General features: G+C 69.4%; 13 protein-coding genes. 5 read left to right on the top strand and 8 right to left on the bottom strand.

The annotated features are described in order from the left end of the window. Window positions 1–18: 18 nt before the first annotated feature. The 7 genes from CKO28_RS14735 to CKO28_RS14705 all read right to left on the bottom strand — a co-directional run bounded on the left by CKO28_RS14735 (window position 19) and on the right by CKO28_RS14705 (window position 7,256). Entirely contained in the window at window positions 19–969 is a 951-nt protein-coding gene (locus CKO28_RS14735; RefSeq protein ID WP_200341560.1) for a F0F1 ATP synthase subunit gamma, read from the bottom strand. Window positions 970–1,032: 63 nt separating this feature from the next. Next, window positions 1,033–2,562 carry a F0F1 ATP synthase subunit alpha gene (atpA, locus tag CKO28_RS14730; RefSeq protein ID WP_200341559.1) on the bottom strand — a complete coding sequence of 510 codons (1,530 nt, stop codon included), beginning with the start codon at window positions 2,560–2,562 and terminating at the stop codon, window positions 1,033–1,035. Next, on the bottom strand, window positions 2,562–3,122 hold the full coding sequence (locus CKO28_RS14725) for a F0F1 ATP synthase subunit delta (protein ID WP_200341558.1): 561 nt from the start codon (window positions 3,120–3,122) through the stop codon (window positions 2,562–2,564). The genes atpA and CKO28_RS14725 overlap by 1 nt, the downstream gene beginning before the upstream one ends. Window positions 3,123–3,385: 263 nt before the next feature. Further along, a complete protein-coding gene (locus CKO28_RS14720; protein ID WP_200341557.1) occupies window positions 3,386–3,691 on the bottom strand; it encodes a hypothetical protein in 306 nt (101 codons plus the stop codon). A 26-nt stretch (window positions 3,692–3,717) separates the two neighbouring features. Then, window positions 3,718–4,389 carry a helix-turn-helix transcriptional regulator gene (locus tag CKO28_RS14715; protein WP_200341556.1) on the bottom strand — a complete coding sequence of 224 codons (672 nt, stop codon included), beginning with the start codon at window positions 4,387–4,389 and terminating at the stop codon, window positions 3,718–3,720. A gap of 33 nt (window positions 4,390–4,422) precedes the next feature. Further along, window positions 4,423–4,815, bottom strand: a complete 393-nt coding sequence (locus tag CKO28_RS14710; RefSeq protein ID WP_200341555.1) for a hypothetical protein — start codon at window positions 4,813–4,815, stop codon at window positions 4,423–4,425. Between the two features lie 155 nt (window positions 4,816–4,970). Next, window positions 4,971–7,256: a primosomal protein N' gene (locus tag CKO28_RS14705; protein WP_200341554.1), complete on the bottom strand. Its 2,286-nt coding sequence runs from the start codon at window positions 7,254–7,256 to the stop codon at window positions 4,971–4,973. 84 nt (window positions 7,257–7,340) lie between these two features. Here CKO28_RS14705 and fsa point away from each other — a divergent pair, with 84 nt between their 5' ends. From fsa to CKO28_RS14690, 3 genes are read left to right on the top strand one after another with little or no spacing between them, the layout of a single operon-like run. Beyond that, window positions 7,341–8,018 (top strand): fructose-6-phosphate aldolase, encoded by a 678-nt coding sequence (gene fsa, locus CKO28_RS14700; protein WP_200341553.1) that lies wholly within the window; start codon window positions 7,341–7,343, stop codon window positions 8,016–8,018. A 1-nt stretch (window position 8,019) separates the two neighbouring features. After that, window positions 8,020–8,769 (top strand): DUF484 family protein, encoded by a 750-nt coding sequence (locus tag CKO28_RS14695; protein WP_200341552.1) that lies wholly within the window; start codon window positions 8,020–8,022, stop codon window positions 8,767–8,769. Then, entirely contained in the window at window positions 8,748–9,770 is a 1,023-nt protein-coding gene (locus CKO28_RS14690; RefSeq protein ID WP_200341551.1) for a tyrosine recombinase XerC, read from the top strand. Before CKO28_RS14695 ends, CKO28_RS14690 begins: the two co-directional genes overlap by 22 nt. Window positions 9,771–10,046: 276 nt before the next feature. Here CKO28_RS14690 and CKO28_RS14685 read toward each other — a convergent pair whose 3' ends face one another. After that, the gene (locus CKO28_RS14685) at window positions 10,047–13,169 is read right to left on the bottom strand and encodes an Rne/Rng family ribonuclease (RefSeq protein ID WP_200341550.1); all 3,123 of its coding nucleotides are present in this window, start codon (window positions 13,167–13,169) and stop codon (window positions 10,047–10,049) included. Between the two features lie 1,011 nt (window positions 13,170–14,180). On the opposite strand from CKO28_RS14685, the gene CKO28_RS14680 reads away from it, so the two are divergent. Both CKO28_RS14680 and CKO28_RS14675 read left to right on the top strand, forming a co-directional pair. Then, a complete protein-coding gene (locus tag CKO28_RS14680) occupies window positions 14,181–15,419 on the top strand; it encodes an N-acetylmuramoyl-L-alanine amidase (protein WP_200341549.1) in 1,239 nt (412 codons plus the stop codon). A gap of 621 nt (window positions 15,420–16,040) precedes the next feature. Beyond that, window positions 16,041–18,485, top strand: a complete 2,445-nt coding sequence (locus CKO28_RS14675; protein WP_200341548.1) for a penicillin-binding protein 1A — start codon at window positions 16,041–16,043, stop codon at window positions 18,483–18,485. Window positions 18,486–18,623: the final 138 nt, after the last annotated feature.

Raw genomic sequence — 18,623 nt, 5'->3', positions numbered from 1 at the left:
ACCGGCGCAGGCCGCGTCCTACTTCATCGACTCGGCGGCCGAGACGATCTCGTTCAGTTCGGTCGTAATCACGGCCTGACGCGTGCGGTTGTAGGTCTGCGTCAGGTCCTCGATCATGTCTTCGGCGTTGCGGGTCGCGCCGTCCATCGCGGTCATGCGCGCGCCCTGCTCGCCGGCGTTGTTCTCCAAGAGCGAGCGGAAGATCTGCACCGCCAGGTTGCGCGGCAAGAGCTCGTTCAGGATCGATTCCTCGTCCGGCTCGAAGTCGTAGGTGCCGCCGCTGCCGCGGGAATCGCCGCTGTCCGCGCCGTCGCCGCCGCCGGTCACGAACTGACGGGCGTCGTCCTTGCCCTGCTCGTGCTCAGCAAGCTCTTCCTGCGCGGAGAAGGGGACCAGCTGCTGCACCGTCACGATCTGGCGCATCGCCGACTTGAAACGCGAATAGACCAGCTGGCAGACGTCGAACTCGCCGTCCTGGAACAGCTTGGTGATCCGGTCGGCGTAGGCGCGCGCGGTGGTGTAGTCGAGCTCCTTACCGATCTCGCCCGAGCCCTCGACCAGCATGTCCGGATGCAGCCGGCGCATCTGGTCATTGCCCTTCCGACCGATCGCGAGCACCTTGACGGTCTTTCCCTCGTTGCGGAGCTGCGTGATCCGGCGGTCCGCCTCGCGCACCAGGTTGGAGTTGAAGCCGCCGCACAGGCCGCGGTCGGCGGTGCACAGGACGACCAGATAGCTCTGATCGCTGCCGGTGCCCGCGAGCATCTTCGGCGCGTCCGGACGGCCTTCGACGCTGGCGGCCAGCGCGGCCAGCATACGCTGCATGCGCTCGGCATACGGACGCGCGGCTTCCGCCTGCTCCTGGGCGCGGCGCAGCTTGGCGGCCGCGACCATCTTCATGGCCTGCGTGATCTTGCGGGTCGACTTGACGCTGTCGATCCGGTTCTTGAGGTCCTTGAGGCTAGCCACGGTGCTGTGCCGCTCCCGTTCGAGGCGATCCCTTTAGACGACGGCCCGCTTCGCGCCGGCGGTTCACGCGAACTTCTTGGAGAAGTCGTCGAGGAACTTGGAGATCCGCTTCTCCAGGTCGTCGTCCAGCTTCTGTTGCTCGCGGATCGTCTTCAGGATCTCCTGGCCCTTGTCGCGCGCCTCGTCGAGCATCTGCAGCTCGAACCGGCGGACGTCTCCGGTCTCGAGGTTGTCGAGATAGCCGCGCGTGCCGGCGAAAATGACCAGGACCTGCTCCTCCACGGTCAGCGGCGAGTACTGGTCCTGCTTCAGGGTCTCCACCAGGCGCGCGCCGCGGCGCAGCAGGCGCTGGGTCGAGGCGTCGAGATCGGAGGCGAACTGCGCGAACGCCTCCATCTCGCGGTACTGCGCCAGCTCCAGCTTAATCGGGCCGGCGACCTGCTTCATCGCCTTGATCTGCGCGCTCGAGCCGACACGCGACACCGAGATGCCGACGTTCACCGCCGGGCGGATGCCCTTGTTGAACAGCTCGGTCTCCAGGAAGATCTGGCCGTCGGTGATCGAGATGACGTTGGTCGGAATGTACGCCGCCACGTCGCCGGCCTGCGTCTCGACGATCGGCAGGGCGGTCAGCGAGCCCGCGCCGCGCTCGTCGGACATCTTCGCCGCGCGCTCGAGCAAACGGCTGTGCAGGTAGAAGACGTCGCCCGGATAGGCCTCGCGGCCCGGGGGCCGGCGCAGCAGCAGCGACATCTGACGGTAGGCGACGGCCTGCTTGGACAGGTCGTCGTAGACCGCCAGGGCGTGCATCCCGTTGTCGCGGAAGTACTCGCCCATCGCGCAGCCGGCATAGGGGGCCAGGAACTGCAGCGGCGCCGGCTCGGAAGCGGTGGCGGCGACGACGATCGAATACTCCAGCGCGCCCTCGTCCTCCAGCGTCTTCACCAGCTGCGCCACGGTGGAGCGCTTCTGACCGATGGCGATGTAGATGCAGTAGAGCTTCTTGCTCTCTTCGGAGGTCTGGTTGACCGACTTCTGGTTCAGGATGGTGTCGAGCGCAATCGCCGACTTTCCGGTCTGACGGTCGCCGATGATCAGCTCGCGCTGACCGCGGCCGATCGGGATCAGCGCGTCGATCGCCTTCAGGCCGGTCTGCATCGGTTCGCTGACCGACTGGCGCGGGATGATGCCCGGCGCCTTGACGTCGACCTGCCGGGTCTCCTTGGTCTTGATCGGGCCCTTGCCGTCGATCGGGTTGCCCAGCGCGTCGACCACGCGGCCGAGCATCTCCTTGCCGACGCCGACCGAGACGATCTGACCGGTGCGCTTGACCGTATCGCCTTCGCCGATTCCCCGGTCGGAGCCGAACAGCACGACACCGACGTTGTCGTGCTCGAGGTTCAGCGCCATGCCGGTGACGCCGCCCGGGAACTCGACCAGCTCGCCGGCCTGGACGTTGTCGAGCCCATACACGCGGGCGACGCCGTCACCCACCGAGAGCACCTGGCCGACCTCGGCGACATCCGCCTCGGCCCCGAAGTTCTCGATCTGCTCCTTGAGGATCGCGGAGATTTCCGAAGCGCCGATGTCCATCAGCCAGCCCCTTTCATCTGCTGCTGCAGTCGATTGAGCTTACTGCGCAGGGAATTGTCGATCATACGGCTGCCCACGTGCACCACCATGCCGCCGATCAGCTCGGGGTCGACGCGGGTCTCGATATTTACCTTGCCGCCCACGCTGCGCTTGAGCGCGTCGTTCAGGGCGGATTCCTGGTCCTTGTTCAGCTCGCGCGCGACCGTGACCCGGGCGGTCACCTCGCCCCGCTTGCGCGCCAGCTCCTGGAGATATCCGTCGATCATCTCCGGCAGCGCGAACATTCGGCGGTTCTTCGACACCACCAGGCAGAAATTCTTGGTCACCGGGTCGACCCCGGCCTTGTCCAACACCGCCGTCATCGCGGCGTCCTGCTTGTCCCGGTCGAACAGCGGGTTCCGCAGCAGGCGGCGGAACTCATCGCTGCCGTCGATCAGCGCGCGCAGGCCGCGCAGGTCCTCGGCCACCTGGTCGAGCTTCTTCTGCTGCTCCGCCAGGTCGAGGAGCGCGTGCGCGTAGCGCGCGGCCAGACCTCCGACAGGCTTGCTTTCGGCTGGCAAGGCGGAAGGCCCCCTTGAGGTATAAAAGAAGGTCGCGACGGCTCGGGCTGCGCCCGGCCGAGTGCGCGTGCGTGCAAGGCGTACGGCGCTTCCGAGCCCTCCCGGCCCGAAAGCGCGCGTTTGGTATCATAGCCCCAACGGGGTTGCAAGGCGGTGGGTGGGCTTCGAAACGTGGTCTGCCAGCGCATCCAATAACACATCGAAGCGCGCCGTGAGACCGGCGGAATGCAGGGCGGGCGAGTCTGCGGCGGCGAACGGCGGTTTTAGACGGCGGGCAAGGCGTGCTGGATGACCCGCAGAAGGTAAGATGCCGTCAAGGCCACCGCACCCAGCAGGAACAACCAGCCCTGCCAGGGGCGGAAACGGCCAAGCTGTGCTTTGACCTCTTCCAGCACGCGCAGAGCGGCTTCCGCGCTGCCATGCGGATCTGTGCCGGCCTGGCGGCGCAGCCCCTCGATTTGTGATTCCTCGCACTCGATACGGTAACGCCGGTGGAGTTCCAGACCGCTCTGCACAAGGATCATGGCGAACCCGCCAAAGCCGAGGACATCTACCGCCAACGGCAACATCGAAGCCTCCTGCCCGCCCTGTAACGTCAGCTAGACGCGCCGCTCGCCGACGCCTTGTCGTTTGGCGAGACGCGAGCACCCGCAGACGCGGCGGACGCGGTAGTGCTTTTGGCCGGAGCGCTGAACTGGTCGCTGAGCCGGGTCAGTTCCAGCCGCATGGCTCTCAGTTCGCTCTGCAGGCCATAGGCCACCGCGTCCAGGCTCTCGACCGTCGCTGCCCTGTGGCCACGCTGATGGCTGGCTGCTATCGCCTGCGTCTCGACGGTTGCATCGGACTGCGCCGCCGCTTGGCCACCACGGTTGAGCGCCCGCGTTTCGGGCCAACTGGTGAAGTCCACCACTTGGCCGGCGCCCGGCGAGCTTGGATCCAGCAAAGTCAGCATGGGCGCGGCGTTCAGCTCGGCGAACGCGAACAGGACGAGTTCCAGGTCGAGACCACTCAGGCCGTTACCACTTTCCAGTCGCGAGACGGTCGAGGTGGACACGCCCAGGCGCTCGGCGAGTTCGCTTTGCTTCAGTCCATGCGCTTCGCGGCGCAGTGTGCGGATCGCATTCCGAACTTCGTCGGCGAAAGCGCGTACGCGCTCGATCCGATCACGCGTCTGCGCATCCAACGCCTCCATGACACGCATGTCCGCCTGCTCGGCGGGGACAGCGGTCTCGCCGCGCGCGACGGGGCTGTTCGTCTGGCTTGCCATACCGGGGTCCTTCTCAATCATCGTATTAGCCAGCTAACTGCCGTCGTCCTCGGCGAGCAGAGCTTCGGCGACCTGCTGGCGATCCACAAGATCAGCCGCCTCGCCGACAGACGATCCGGCCGCTGGGTCGGCCTCGCTGACGTGAAACAGGTTTGCCGCGGTGGACGCGACGGCGACACGAACGTCCAGGCTCGGACGCCGACTTCCCAGCAGGTCCTGCGGCACCGTGTAGACACGGACGGCGCCGGTGCCGACAGGGACTCCGGCGCCATGATGGCCCTCTGCCACCTCGTCGAGGAATGTCGTGTCCACGATCCGGATCACCGAGACGATCTTGTTCGCGTACGGCAGTTGCTTCGCGTAACGCCGCGCCAGCTCAATCAGAGCGTCCTCGGCATTCTGTTCCACCCGAAGGTCATAGCTCACGGGTCTGCGTCCCCACCATATAGCAAGAGATTGCACGAAATGCAAGCGGATCCCGCATATTGAAAACTCGCACGACGTGTTTCAATTCATAGAAATACACTCTAAGGTCGCTATTCGCCGAAAACAAGCGCCCCGCTGGGCCCACAAGGCCCCGGTCACAAGAACGTATACGGATCCACATCCACCGTGAGCCGCACCTTGCTCGGCACCTGCACCTTGCTGAGCCAGGCGCGCAGGATCGGTTGCGGGGCCAGGTCGCGGCGGGTCTTGAACAACAGGCGCCGGCGGTGCCGGCCGCGCAGGACGGCGAGCGGCGCGGGCGCGGGGCCGAGCACCTCGACCCCGTCCTGATCCGGCGCGGCGAGGGCCAGCGCACGCGCGGTCTGGTCCACCGCCGCCTCGTCCTCGCTCGACAGGATCAGGGCGGCCAGGCGGGTGAACGGCGGCATGCCGGCGGCCTTGCGCCCCTCCGCCTCAACTTCAAGGAAGCGGTCGCGTTCGCCCTCCACCAGGGCGCGCAGCACCGCGTGGCCCGGCTCGTAGGTCTGCAGCAGGACCCGGCCCGGCCGCTCGGCCCGGCCGGCGCGGCCGGCCACCTGGTGCAGCATCTGGTAGGTCCGCTCGCCGGCCCGCAGGTCGCCGCCCGAGAGCCCCAAATCCGCGTCGACCACGCCGACCAGCGTCAGGTCGGGGAAGTGGTTGCCCTTGGCCACGATCTGGGTGCCGATCAGCAGGTCGACCTCCCGGTTCTGCACCGATTCCACGAACCGTTGCGCGCTGTCCGGCCCGGTCACGGTGTCGGAGGCCATCAGCGCCACGCGGGCGTGCGGGAACAGTGTGCTGACCTCCTCCGCCAGCCGTTCCACGCCGGGGCCGCAGGCGGCGAACGAGTCGCTGTCGCCGCAGTCGGGGCACGTCGCCGGCGGGCGCTGAGCGAAGCCGCAGTGGTGGCACTGCAGCTGCCGGATCAGCCGGTGCTCGACCAGCCAGGCGGTGCAGTGCGGGCACTGCAGGCGGAAGCCGCAGGTGCGGCACAGCGTCAGCGGCGCGTAGCCGCGCCGGTTCAGGAACAACAGCGCCTGCTCGCCGCGGTCCAGCGTCTCCCGCAGCGCCGCGCGCAGGCCGGGCGCCAGATAGGAGGTGCCGTGCCCCGGGATCGGCTTGGGCCGGTCCTGGCGCAGGTCGATCGGGGCGATCTCCGGTAACAGCGCGCCGGCGTGACGTTCGGGCAGCCGCACGCGCTCGTAGCGGCCGGCGCGCACGTTCTCCATCGTCTCCAACGACGGCGTGGCGGACACCAGGATCGCCGGCAGGCCGCCCAGGCGCGCGCGCACCACGGCCATGTCGCGGGCGTGGTAGGGCACGCCTTCTTCCTGCTTGAACGCCTGCTCGTGCTCCTCGTCGACCACGATCAGGCCCAACTCGGGGTACGGCAGGAACAGGGCGGAGCGCGCGCCGACCACCACCCGCGCCTCCCCGTCCGCGACCGCGCGCCAGGTCCGCCGGCGCTCGCCGTGGTTCAATTCGGAGTGCCAGACCGCGGGCGCGACGCCGAAGCGCCGCTCGAACCGGCCGAGCCACTGGGCCGACAACGCGATCTCCGGCAGCAGCACCAGCACCTGCCGGTCCTGCGCGAGCGCACGGATCACCGCCTCGAAATAGACTTCCGTCTTGCCGGACCCGGTCACCCCGTCGATCAGCGTGACCGAGAAGTCGTCGGCGTCGACCCTGGCGCACAGCCGGTCGGCCGCCGTCCGCTGCGCCTGCGACAACGCCGGGCCGGGGGTTGCCGGATCGGGCGCCTCGAACCGCCGGCCGGGGCCCAAATCGACCCGCTCCAGAAGCCCGGCGTCGGCCAGGCCGCGGACCACGCCGTCGGACACGCCGGCCTCCCGGGTCAGTTCCGACAGCGTGCGCGGCGGCCCGTCGGCCAGCACATCCAGCACCCGCCGGCGGGCGCGGGTCAGCTTCAGGCCAAGGGCGTCGGGATCGGCGCCGGCGCGCAGGTAGCCGACGCGCGGGGTTGGCGGGTCCAGCGCGGCCGGCACCGACAGGCACATCTTTAAGACCGCTCCCGGGGCGGCCAGGTAATAGGCCGCGACCCAGTCGACGAAGCGGCGCAGCGGCTCCGGCAGCGGCGGCGCGTCGAACCGCCGCTGGACCGGGCGCAGCTTGCCCTCCGGCACGTCGCTGTCGTCGGGATCGACCGCCCAGACCGCGCCCGGCAGCCGCTGCCGGCCCAGCGGCACCTCGACCAGCGCGCCCGGCTCCAGCGCCAGTCCGGCCGGCAGCTTGTAGTCGTAGGCGCCATCGAGCGGGCGCGGCAGCAGCACGCGCACCCGGCGCGCCGGTACCTCGGCGTCGTCGAACAGCGTCCCGCCCGGGGTCGCGCGATCGGCAGGCGCGCCGGCATGGCCAGGGTTGGCGCGCTCTACAGCCATCGGATACACTCCACCCCGAGCGGCTGCGGTGCCTCGGCGCGGCGCCAGCGCTCCCGCTGCCACGAAAGGACCCGGCCGAGAGCCATGAAATTCTTCATCGACACCGCCGACATCGACGAAATACGGGAGCTGACCGCCACCGGCCTGGTGGACGGCGTGACCACCAACCCCTCGTTGGTCGCCAAGACCGGCCGGGACTTTTTCGAGGTGCTGTCCGACATCTGCTCCATCGTGCCCGGCCCGGTGAGCGCGGAGGTCGCGGCGACCGACTTCGAGACCATGCTGGCGGAGGGCCGTGAGCTCGCCAAGGTCGCCGACAACATCGCGGTCAAGGTGCCGCTGACCCCGGACGGCCTGAAGGCGTGCAAGACGCTCGCCGACGCGGGCACGCAGGTCAACGTGACGCTGTGCTTCTCCGCCGCCCAGGCGCTGCTCGCGGCGAAGGCGGGCGCGGCCTTCGTGTCCCCGTTCGTCGGCCGGCTGGACGACATCGGTCAGGACGGCATGGCCCTGATCGGCGAGATCTGCGAGATCTTCCAGGCCCAGCCCGAGATCACGACGGAAGTGCTGGTCGCCTCGATCCGGCATCCGATCCACGTCACCGAATCGGCCAAGATGGGCGCGGAAGTCGCCACCGTGCCGCCGAAGGTGCTGCGGCAGATGTTCCAGCATCCGTTGACCGACAAAGGCCTGGACGCCTTCCTGAACGACTGGGCCAGGACCGGCCAGTCGATCCTGAACCGCAGCAAGGCCGCGGAATAGCATGACGCAGAAAGGCACCGACGCGACCTCCGGCGATCCCGAGGGCGGGCCCAACCGGGGCCCGAACGACCCGGCGCTGAGCGATGCGTCCGTGGCCGAATTCCTGCGCCGCAACCCGGATTTCCTGAAGCGCCACAACGAGCTGCTGGACATCCTGGAGCCGCCGCGCCGCGGCGACGGCGAGGATGTCGTCGATCTGCAGCAGTTCATGCTCGACCGGCTGCGCCGGGAAGTCGCGCAGCTCAAGGAATCGCGCGACGACCTGCTGTACACCGGCCGGGCCAACATGGCCTCCACCGGCCGGATCCATCAGGCGGTGCTGGCGATCCTGGAAGCGCGCTCGTTCGAGCATCTGATCGATACGGTGGTGACCGACGTCGGCGTGATCCTGGACCTGGACGCGGTCACGCTGTGCGTGGAGCAGGCCCAGGACGGCCCGGCGCCGTCGCGAATCCGCGGGGTTCATCAGCTGGAGGCCGGCACGGTCGAGGCGCTGCTGGGCCCCCGCCGGACCCACGCCTTCCTGGCCGACATCGAGGGCGAGCCGGAGCTGTTCGGCTCCGCCGCCGGGCTGGTGCGCTCGGCCGGATTTCTGCGGATGAACATCTCCAGCGCCACCCCGCCGGCGCTGCTGGCGCTGGGCTCGCGCAAGCCCGACCATTTCGATCCCGGCCAGGGCAGCGAACTGCTGCAGTTCCTCGCCCAGTCGCTGGAGGCATCGATCCGGCAATGGCTGGAACTGCCGGCGTAACCCCGCCGACCCCCGCACCGCCGACCGCCGCACCGAAGCCGCGGGCGGGCGGCCGCCTGCCCGATCCGGCCGACCTCGCCGCCGACGACCTGGTCCGTGCGATCCAGGGCTGGCACGCCTGGCTGAGCCACGAGAAGCAGGCCAGCCGGCACACCCGCGATGCCTACGCCCGCGACCTGCAAGCGTTCCTGGCGTTCCTCGCCGGCCACCTGGGCGACCGGCCCGGTCTGGCCGACCTGGAGGCGCTCACGGTCGCCGACTTCCGCGCCTGGCTGGCGCAGCGGCACGCGCAGGGCCTGCAGCGCACCTCCACCGCCCGGGCGCTCTCAACCGTGCGCAATTTCTTCGCCTGGACCGCGCGCAACGGGCTGGCGCAGAACGCCGCCGTGCGCGTCGTGCGGGCCCCGCGCCTGCCCCGGCAGGTGCCGAAGGCGCTGACCAGCGAGGATATGCGGGAGGTGCTGCGCAGCGTCCGCGACCTGGCGCCGGACCCGTGGGTCGCCAAGCGCGACATCGCGGTGATGCTGCTGCTCTACGGCTGCGGCCTGCGGATCGGCGAGGCGCTGGCCCTGACCGTGCAGGAAGCCCCCAGCACGCGCGACGCGGTGCTGCGGGTCACCGGCAAGGGCAACAAGCAGCGCCGGGTGCCGCTGCTGCCGATCGTGGGGCAGGCGGTGCAGGCCTACCTGGCCGCCTGTCCGCACACCCTGCGCCCGCACGATCCGCTGTTCCTGGGCGTACGCGGCGGCCCGCTCTCGGCGCGCCGGCTGCAGGAGCGGCTGCAGCAGATCCGCCGGCGGGTCGGGCTGTCGGAAGCGACCACGCCGCATGCCCTGCGCCACACCTTCGCCACCCAGCTGCTGTCCGCCGGCGGCGACCTGCGCGCGATCCAGGAACTGCTCGGCCACGCCAGCCTGTCGACCACCCAACGCTACACCGCGGTCGACGCCACCGGCCTGACCCGCGTCTACGACCAGGCCCACCCACGCGCGAAGGGGTAGCGGCCCCAGGGGCGAAAGGGTGGCGGCGGCTGTACGGCCACGCGTTCCGGTGCCGCGCGTGACGTCGATCTTTCGTGCAAGAAAACGGTCGCTTCATCCGGAGCAGCCGCCCTGAGGGCGGCCGCGTCGAAGCCCGATCGACGGCTGACGACGCCGCGCCGCGCGCGCACACGCAAAGGCCCACCGCCGGGACGGACGGTGGGCCTTATTGGGGGTCCGGATCGTCGAACCCGTTAGAGCAAGATGAAGGTCGATTCGACCTTGATCGTTTTTGCTCTAGTTGACCAGCTTCTGCCACCAGCCGCGGCGCTTGGCGGCCGGGGGCTGCTCGCCGACCTCGTCGACGCCGCTCGGCTGGGCGGCCTCTCCGAACGCGGTCTCGGCAGCCGTCGCTCCGTCACCCGCGTGGGCGTTCCGCGAAGGCTCGGACGTTGGCGCGGGATCGGCGGCCGGTTCGGCGTCCGGCTGCGGTTGGGCGGGCTGGCCGGCGTGGCCGGCGTCGTCCGCGTTGGCCACGTCCGGCTGGCCGCTCGCCAGACTGTCCGGCTGCGGCCCGGACCCGTCAGCGGTCGCGGCGTGCGCGCGCGGGCTTTGCGTGCCCGGGGTCTCTGACCCGGCGCTCGCCGCGTCCGCGGGCCCGGCGCCGTCGGCGGTTTCCGTCTCGGCGGGCTGGGCCTTCTTACGGCTGCCCCGGCCGGTCTTGCGGCTGCCGGCGGCCACGCGCTTACGCTTGCCAGCCGTGCCGCCGGTGTCCGCTTCGCCGGCGTCGGCGCCGGCGTCGCCGGCGGCGTCGCCGGCGGTCTCGGCTTCCGCGGCGTCGGGCGTGTCCGCGGCGTCAGCGGCCTGCGAACTCTCCGCGGCCGTCGGCTTCTTGCGCGACTTGCGCGCCCGGCTGGGGCGCTTGCGCTTGCCGCCGGACGTGTCGTCCGCCGCCGCGTCTTCGCCACCGGTTTCCGCGGCAGGGTCGGCGCTCCCGGCCGCCGGATCGGCGGTCGACGCCACTGGGTCTTCCGACGCGTCGCTCGCCGAGGCCGCCGGCTGCGCCGTCACATCGCCGGCATCGGCGGGCGCATCGGACGGGTCGGGCGCTGCCGCGTCGGGGTCGGACTCGCCCGGGTCATCGGCCTGCGCGGTATCGTCGAACGCCTGCGCGGGCTGCTCCCCCGGCTGCGCGTCCGCCTGCAGCTCGGCGGTCTGGCTTTCGGTGCCCGGCTCGTCCTCGCGGCGGCGGGAGCGACGTCGCCCGCCGCGCTTGCCCCGGCGGCGCCGGCGCTTGGCGGCCTGATCCTCGGCACTGCCGTCGCCGGTCTGGCCGTCGGCCTGCCGCTCGTCCGGCCGGCCCTCGCCGGCGTCGTCGTCCGCCTGGTCGGCGGCGTCGACCGCTTGCTGGGCGGCCTCGCGGACCTCGCCCCGATCGTCCGGCGTGTCGTCCGCGCGCGCGTCGCCGCCGGCGCGCTTGCGGCCGCCGCGCTTGCCGCGCTTGCCGCCGCGATCTCCCGGCTCGGCCGGCTCGGGCTGCACCTCCTCGATCTCGGCCTCGTCGCTGACGTCGGCCATCAGCTCCTCGTCCGCCGGCACGTCGATCGCCTCCGCGGTCACGCCGGGCTGACGGTCCTCGACCGGGGTCGACGACAGGCGCTCCAGACGGTGCGCGGGCGGCACCAGCCGGTCGTCGGTGTCGATCCGCACGCGGAAGCCGTAGCGCTGCTCGACGTCGACCAGCCGGTCGCGCTTGTCGTTCAGCACATAGAGCGCGACCTGCGTGGGGACGGTCAGCTGCACCTCGCCGCTGCCGCGCTTGATGCCCTCTTCCTCGAGCGCGCGCAGCACGTGCAACGCGGTCGAATCCGGCGAGCGGACGAAGCCGCTGCCCCCGCAGGTCTTGCAGACCTCGGTCGACATCTCGTGCAGCGACGGGCGCAGCCGCTGGCGGGACAGCTCCAGCAGGCCGAACGGCGAGATCCGGCCCAGCTGGATGCGCGCGCGGTCCTGGCGCATCGCCTCCTTCAGGCGCTGCTCGACCTCGCGGTTGTTCTTGGCCGCGTCCATGTCGATGAAGTCGATCACGATCAGCCCGGCCAGGTCGCGCAGCTTGAGCTGCCGGGCGATCTCGTCGGCGGCCTCCAGGTTGGTCTTGAGCGCCGTCTCCTCGATGTGGCGTTCCTTGGTCGCCTTGCCGCTGTTGACGTCGATCGCGACCAGCGCCTCGGTCTGGTTGAGCACGATGTAGCCGCCCGACTTCAGCTGCACGATCGGGTTGTGGATGTTGTCCAGCTGCCCCTCGACCTGGAAGCGGTGCAGGATCGGGACCTTGGGGTCGTCGTACTTCTTCACCTTCTTGGCGTGCGAGGGCATCAGCGAGCGCATGAAGGTCTTCGCCGCCTTGTAGCCGTCGTCGCCCTCGACCAGGATCTCGTCCATCTCCCGGGTGTACAGGTCCCGGATCGCCCGCTTGATCAGGTTGGCTTCCTCGTAGATCAGCGACGGCGCGGTGGATTCCAGCGTGGTCGAGCGGATCTGGTCCCACAGCCGCAACAGGTACTCGTAGTCCCGCTTGATCTCCAGCTTGGAGCGGTTGGAGCCGGCGGTACGCACGATCACCGCCATGCCGCCGGGGATGTGCAGTTCGGAGAGCACGCCCTTCAGGCGTTTGCGGTCGGCGACGCTGGCGATCTTGCGGGAGATCCCGCCGCCCTTGGCGGTGTTCGGCATCAGCACGCAGTAGCGCCCGGCGAGCGACAGGTAGGTGGTCAGCGCCGCGCCCTTGTTGCCGCGCTCCTCCTTGACGACCTGCACCAGCATGACCTGCCGGCGCTTGATCACCTCCTGGATCTTGTAGCGGCCCAGGCTGGCCGCGCGCCGGCGGGCGGCGTCCTCGATGTCGTCGCCGGCCAGCGTCTCCACCGACTGGGTGGTCTCGACCTGCTCGACCTCGGGGTCGGTGTTGTCCTCGCTCTCGCCCGCGCCGATCGTCTCGTCCTGCTCGTTGCGCTTGGAGCGGCGGCGCTTGCGGGTGGCGTCGGCCGCGGCCTCGGAGGCGGCGTCGGGCTCGTCCGAGTCCTCGTCGTCCTCGTCCGGGGCGGCGTTTTCGTCCTCGGACTGGCGCTTTTGAGCGGCCTCTTCCTCGGCGATCAGCGCCTCGCGGTCGGCGATCGGCAGACGGTAATAGTCCGGATGGATTTCGGAGAACGGCAGGAAGCCGTGACGATTGCCGCCGTAATCGACGAAGGCGGCCTGCAGCGACGGCTCCACCCGGGTCACCTTGGCCAGGTAGATGTTGCCCTTGAGTTGCTTCTTGTCCTTGGTCTCGTAGTCGAACTCATCCAGCCGGTTGCCGGACATGACGACCACCCGGGTCTCTTCCGGGTGGCTGGCGTCCAGGAGCATGCGTCGGGTCATGAATCTGAATCCTCAATCCGCGTCCTGCTGGTACCGCGTGAACGGCGGTCAGCGGCGCGAACATGGTGATCGTGGGGCCGCGCCCCCGGCGGAAGCCGGGTCGGGCGCGACGTGCTGTGGGTGCGGGGGCGCCGATCGGACCGTGATCGGGCCGGCGCTTGGCAAGCCGGTGTCGGTCTGCCGGCATCGTCGGGGGCCGTGAAGCGGTGCCCTTGACCGGGGCCGTCCGGCGGAATGCGGCCCGCACCGGCACGGAAGTCCACGCGCCGGCGCGCGGGCGCCGGGCGCTGGGGCTTTTCCATGGTGCGGTGCAGGTCGGCTGCAAGACGGCCTCGTCGGCGTGTGGCCCGTTAACGTTTAGGTGTCGGCCGGACCCGATCGCCCTAGCGGCGGCCCAGCCGGACGGTTGCCGCTGCCGCGCGCGATCGCGGGAGCACCCGGAAACTGCGCGGACCTCGGCATCGGCGACACGCGGCACTGGCATCCCCGGTGCCCGCGACGGGCGCACCCCGCCCCCGCATGCGTCCAGCCGCTCGAAACGGCCGGACCACGACAAACCGACGGGTTCGGCCGATCAAACGGCCGGCGGGGCGAACCTGTCCCGCGCGGACGACCCCAAGGGCGAGCGGGCCGGCGGTTTGCTCAGCACGCCGCGAAGAGTTGGCGACGGCCAATCAGGTCCTTAACACCGGCGCGGTCACCTGTGCCGCGTATCAACCTCTAACATAGGACTTATCGGTCGAAGTCCACAATGGTTAATCGCCCAATCGAACGGTGACATCGCGATAACCGCAGTCGTTGCGGCCGGCCGGACGCGGACGCGCCCCGGGGCCAGCCGGGGGCGCGGGCCCAACCCTGCTGCCCAAAAAGCCCCGACACGGGTTTTTCACGGCAGTTTGCGGGTTTATCATTCAAACTTAAGGTTCGATTCGCTATATGGTGGAACCATCCCACCGCCGCGCGGCGTCGCCGCCGCGCGGGTTACGATGGATTGCTTGGATCTTGCAGGCGATGGCCGAACGGCGCGCACACCCCTGGGCACGGCCGAAGCTGGCGGGGCTGCTGGCCGTGCTGCTGCTGGCCATGACGGCCGCGCCGACGCCGGCGGCGGCGGCGGAGCCGAGCGTATCCGCGGTGCGCTTGGGCCAGCATCCGGACAAGACCCGCTTCGTCATGGAGCTGTCCGCGAAGACGCCCTACGAGGTGTTCACCCTGTCCAATCCCTTCCGGGTGGTAATCGATCTGCCGCAGGTCGACTGGCGGATTCCGGAAGAAAAGATGGGCGATACCCATGTCGGCCTGGTGCGGGCGCTGCGCTTCGGCCTGTTCTCGCCCACCACCAGCCGCGTGGTGCTGGACGCCGAGGCGCCGGTTGCGATCGACAAGGTGTTCCGCCTCGCGCCACGGGAGAACTACCCCCACCGTTTGGTGGTCGACCTGAAGCGGGTCAGCCAGGCGAGGTTCGCCAGCCTGAGCGATCGGCGGATCACCTCCGCCGAGCCGCTGCCCAAGGCGAACCGGCAGGAGCGCACGCCGGAGCCGGAGCGCGGCGACACGCGTCCGACGATCGTGATCGACGCCGGCCACGGCGGTGTCGATCCGGGCGCGATCGGCGTTTCCGGCACGTACGAGAAGGACATCGTGCTCGACTACGCCAAGCATTTGGGCAACCTGCTGGAAAGCACCGGGCGCTACCGCGTCGTCCTGACCCGCAAGCGCGACATTTTCCTGCGGCTGCGCGAGCGCATCCGCCTGGCGCAGGAAGCGGAGGGCGACCTGTTCATCTCCCTGCACGCCAACACCCATGGCTCCGGCAAGATCCGCGGCGCCAGCGTCTACACCCTGTCGGAGACCGCCTCCGACAAGGAAGCCGCGCAGCTCGCCGCGAAGGAAAACAAGTCCGACGTGATCGCCGGCGTCAATCTGGGCGGCCAGACCAAGGTGGTCAGCCAGATCCTGATCGACCTCGCGCAGCGGGAGACGATGAACGAGTCCAAGCACTTCGCCAATGTGCTGGTGGACGAGCTGGGACAATCGGTGAAGCTGTTGAACAACACCCACCGGTTCGCCGGCTTCGCCGTGCTGAAGTCCCCCAACATCCCGAGCGTGCTGTTCGAGATCGGTTACATGTCGAACCGCCAGGAGGAGCAGCAGCTGCTGACCGCCAGCCACCGCGCGAAGGTCAACCACCAGATCCTGGACGCCGTCGACAGCTTCTTCGAATGGCAGGAAGCCCGGCGGATGCGGTAGGCCGACACTTCGCCCGCCGGATCAAGACGTCGAACCGATCGGTTTCGTTACAACCAGCCGTGTATTGCACACTTGGCTGAGCTGTGCCGGGCGCGGCCAAATCGCAACGCGCCGTCTTCAATACAACGATTCGCCCGGACCCGCCGGATTGCGTGACCTCCCGCGCCTTGCCGCCGGTCCGGCAGGCACAGATGCCGGTGATGTCTTCAAGAATGCAAACGGCACGGTGTCCTGGCGATCCGCGGCGCGCGGCGGGCACACTGCCCCAGCTTTGCCACACTGCCGGGCCAGGATTCGCACCGACGGTACGCGGTTGCGCGGCACCGCCGCCGCAACACGGGCGCGACACACGGCGAAGACGCAACGCCCACGCGCCCGGCTAGAGCAAAATCGATAAAGGTCGAGTCGGCCTTGATCGTGAATTTTGCTCTAACTGCTTGAAGAGAGAGCAAGAGTCAGCCGAAAGGTGGCTTCACCTTTCAGCATCTTGCTCTAGGCGCGCGTCAGGCGAACGATTATCTTAAGGGATTGGACACCCCAACACGGTAAGCAGCGGCGGTACGCGCCGGTACGGCACGCGCCGGTACGGCTGCCGCGGACGCGACAACGGAAGCGACGACCTTGCGTATCCTGACCTCACTCGTAGCGCTGCTGCTGCTGGGCGGTATCGCAGCCGCCGGCGGGACGCTGTACGTCTTCTGGACGTATGGCCAGGGCCTGCCCGATTACAAGCAGCTGGCCGACTACCAGCCGCCGACCACCACCCGGATCTACGCCGAGGACGGCCGGCTGCTCGAGGAGTACGCCAAGGAAAAGCGCGTCTTCGTGCCGATCGAGGCGATTCCCCGGCGCGTCATCAACGCCTTCCTGTCGGCCGAGGACAAGAACTTCTACCAGCACCCGGGCGTCGACCTGCCGTCGATCGTGGCAGCCGCGATCACCAACCTGAAGCGCATGGGCACGGACGCGCGGCCGGTGGGCGCGTCGACGATCACCCAGCAGGTCGCCAAGAACTTCCTGCTGACCGATGCGGTCTCGATCGAGCGCAAGATCCGGGAGGCGATCCTGGCCTTCCGGATGGAGCAGACCTTCACCAAGGACCGCATCCTCGAGCTCTACCTGAACGAGATCTACCTGGGCAGCGGGTCCTACGGCGTCGCCGCGGCGGCGCTGAACTACTTCAACAAGTCACTCGACAACCTGACGGTCGCCGAGGCGGCCTATCTGGCGGCCCTGCCCAAGGCGCCCAACAACTACCAGGTCGACCACAACCCGGAGGCCGCCAAGGGCCGGCGCGACTGGGTGATCCAGCAGATGCTGGAAAACGGCTACATCGACCAGGAGACGGCGGCGCGCGCCAAGGACACCCCGATCACCATCCGCGAGCGCGACGTCACCGAGATCGCCCAGGCGGACTACTTCAGCGAGGAGGTTCGCCGCGAGCTGGTCGAGCTGTACGGCGCGGACAAGGTCTATGGCGGCGGCATGAGCGTGCGCGCCACCCTGGACCCGGAGCTGCAGCGCTACGCCAAGGACGCGCTGCAGGACGGCCTGATCGCCTACGACCGGGAGCACGGCTGGCGCGGCGCACAGCGCACCCTCGAGATCGCCGGCGGCGACGGCCCATGGCAGAACAAGCTGAGCGCGCTGAGCCCGCCGGAGGGCATGCCGGACAGCTGGCGCCAGGCGGTCGTCCTCGCCGTCGGGCCGGACGCGGCCCGGGTCGGCTTCACCGACGGCAGCACCGGCATGATCCCAATGTCGGGCATGGACTGGGCGCGCCCGCAGCTGAAGAACCAGCGCGTCGGCGCCAAGCCGCAGCGTCCGGGCCAAGTCGTCTCGGTCGGCGACGTCGTGCTCGTCTCGGCGCGCGCCGACAGTGAGAATTTCCAACTGGAGCAGATGCCGCAGGTCTCCGGCGCGATCGTCGCGCTGGACCCGCACACCGGCCGGGTGCTGGCGATGCAGGGCGGCTTCAGTTTCGAGCGCAGCCAGTTCAACCGCGCCACCCAGGCGAGCCGGCAGCCCGGCTCGGCGTTCAAGCCGTTCGTCTACCTGTCCGCGCTGGAAAACGGCTACACCCCGGCCACGATCATCCTGGACGCCCCGTTCGTGATCGACCAGGGGGCCGGACTGGGCAAGTGGAAGCCGGCGAACTATTCGGGCGAGTTTTACGGTCCCACCCCGATGCGGGTGGGCATCGAGCAGTCCAAGAACCTGATGACCGTGCGCCTGGCCCAAGCCGTGGGCATGGACAAGATTTCCAACACCGCCGAGCGGTTCGACATCTACCGCAACCTGCCGCACCAGCTCGCGATGGCGCTGGGCGCCGGGGAGACCGAGCTGCTGCGCCTCGCCGCCGCCTACGGCCAGTTGGTCAACGGCGGCAAGGACATCACCCCGACCCTGATCGACCGGATCCAGAACCGCCAGGGCAAGACCATTTTCAAGCACGACGACCGCCCGTGTCCGAACTGCGACGCCGACCTCTGGCTGAACCAGAAGCCGCCGGAGATCCCGGACGAGCGCAAGCAGGTCACCGACCCCGCGTCCGCCTATCAGATCGTCTCGATGCTGCGCGGGGTCGTCGAACGCGGCACCGGCCGGCGGATGCGCTCGCTGTCGCACCCGGTGGCGGGCAAGACCGGCACCACCAACGACAGCTTCGACACCTGGTTCATGGGCTTTTCCCCCGACCTGGTCGCGGGCGTCTACGTCGGCTTCGACACGCCGCGCACGCTCGGTCCGCGCGCGTTCGGTTCCAACACCGCCGGGCCGATCTGGAAGCAGTTCATGGAGAATGCGCTGCAGGGCGAACCCAAGGTTCCGTTCCGCATCCCCTCCGGCATCAAGCTGGTTCGGATGAACCTGAACACCGGCCAGCCGGCCCGACCGGGCGACCAGAACGTCATCCTGGAGGCGTTCAAGACCGGCAACAGCCCGTCCCAGGACCGCCGGGTGATCGGCCAGGGCCAGACCGCCGCCAACGACGACCCGGGGGGCGACGCGGCCGGCGGCGGCCAAGCGCCGTCCGCCAGCACCGGCGCAGGCAGCGGCCTGTACTGACGCCGCCGGCGGTCGTGGGCGCGGTTCTTTCCCGCATCTCCTCCGCATACCTTTCTCCCTCTCCGCCACTGGGAGGAGCGGGCCGGGGTGAGGAGGTCGCCCGCGCCCATAACTGCCCGTGGTCCCTCCTCCCCTCAC

This window comes from Rhodovibrio sodomensis (genome assembly GCF_016583645.1).
Taxonomy (GTDB): domain Bacteria; phylum Pseudomonadota; class Alphaproteobacteria; order Kiloniellales; family Rhodovibrionaceae; genus Rhodovibrio; species Rhodovibrio sodomensis.
This window is presented reverse-complemented; position numbering and strand designations above follow the sequence as displayed.

Excerpts from the sequence above, each read along its gene's own strand:
- atpA (WP_200341559.1), bottom strand. The coding sequence starts at position 2,562 with ATGGACATCGGCGCTTCGGAAATCTCCGCGATCCTCAAGGAGCAGATC.
- CKO28_RS14720 (WP_200341557.1), bottom strand. The coding sequence starts at position 3,691 with ATGTTGCCGTTGGCGGTAGATGTCCTCGGCTTTGGCGGGTTCGCCATG.
- CKO28_RS14715 (WP_200341556.1), bottom strand. The coding sequence starts at position 4,389 with ATGGCAAGCCAGACGAACAGCCCCGTCGCGCGCGGCGAGACCGCTGTC.
- CKO28_RS14705 (WP_200341554.1), bottom strand. The coding sequence starts at position 7,256 with ATGGCTGTAGAGCGCGCCAACCCTGGCCATGCCGGCGCGCCTGCCGAT.
- fsa (WP_200341553.1), top strand. The coding sequence starts at position 7,341 with ATGAAATTCTTCATCGACACCGCCGACATCGACGAAATACGGGAGCTG.
- CKO28_RS14695 (WP_200341552.1), top strand. The coding sequence starts at position 8,020 with ATGACGCAGAAAGGCACCGACGCGACCTCCGGCGATCCCGAGGGCGGG.
- CKO28_RS14690 (WP_200341551.1), top strand. The coding sequence starts at position 8,748 with ATGGCTGGAACTGCCGGCGTAACCCCGCCGACCCCCGCACCGCCGACC.
- CKO28_RS14685 (WP_200341550.1), bottom strand. The coding sequence starts at position 13,169 with ATGACCCGACGCATGCTCCTGGACGCCAGCCACCCGGAAGAGACCCGG.
- CKO28_RS14680 (WP_200341549.1), top strand. The coding sequence starts at position 14,181 with ATGGCCGAACGGCGCGCACACCCCTGGGCACGGCCGAAGCTGGCGGGG.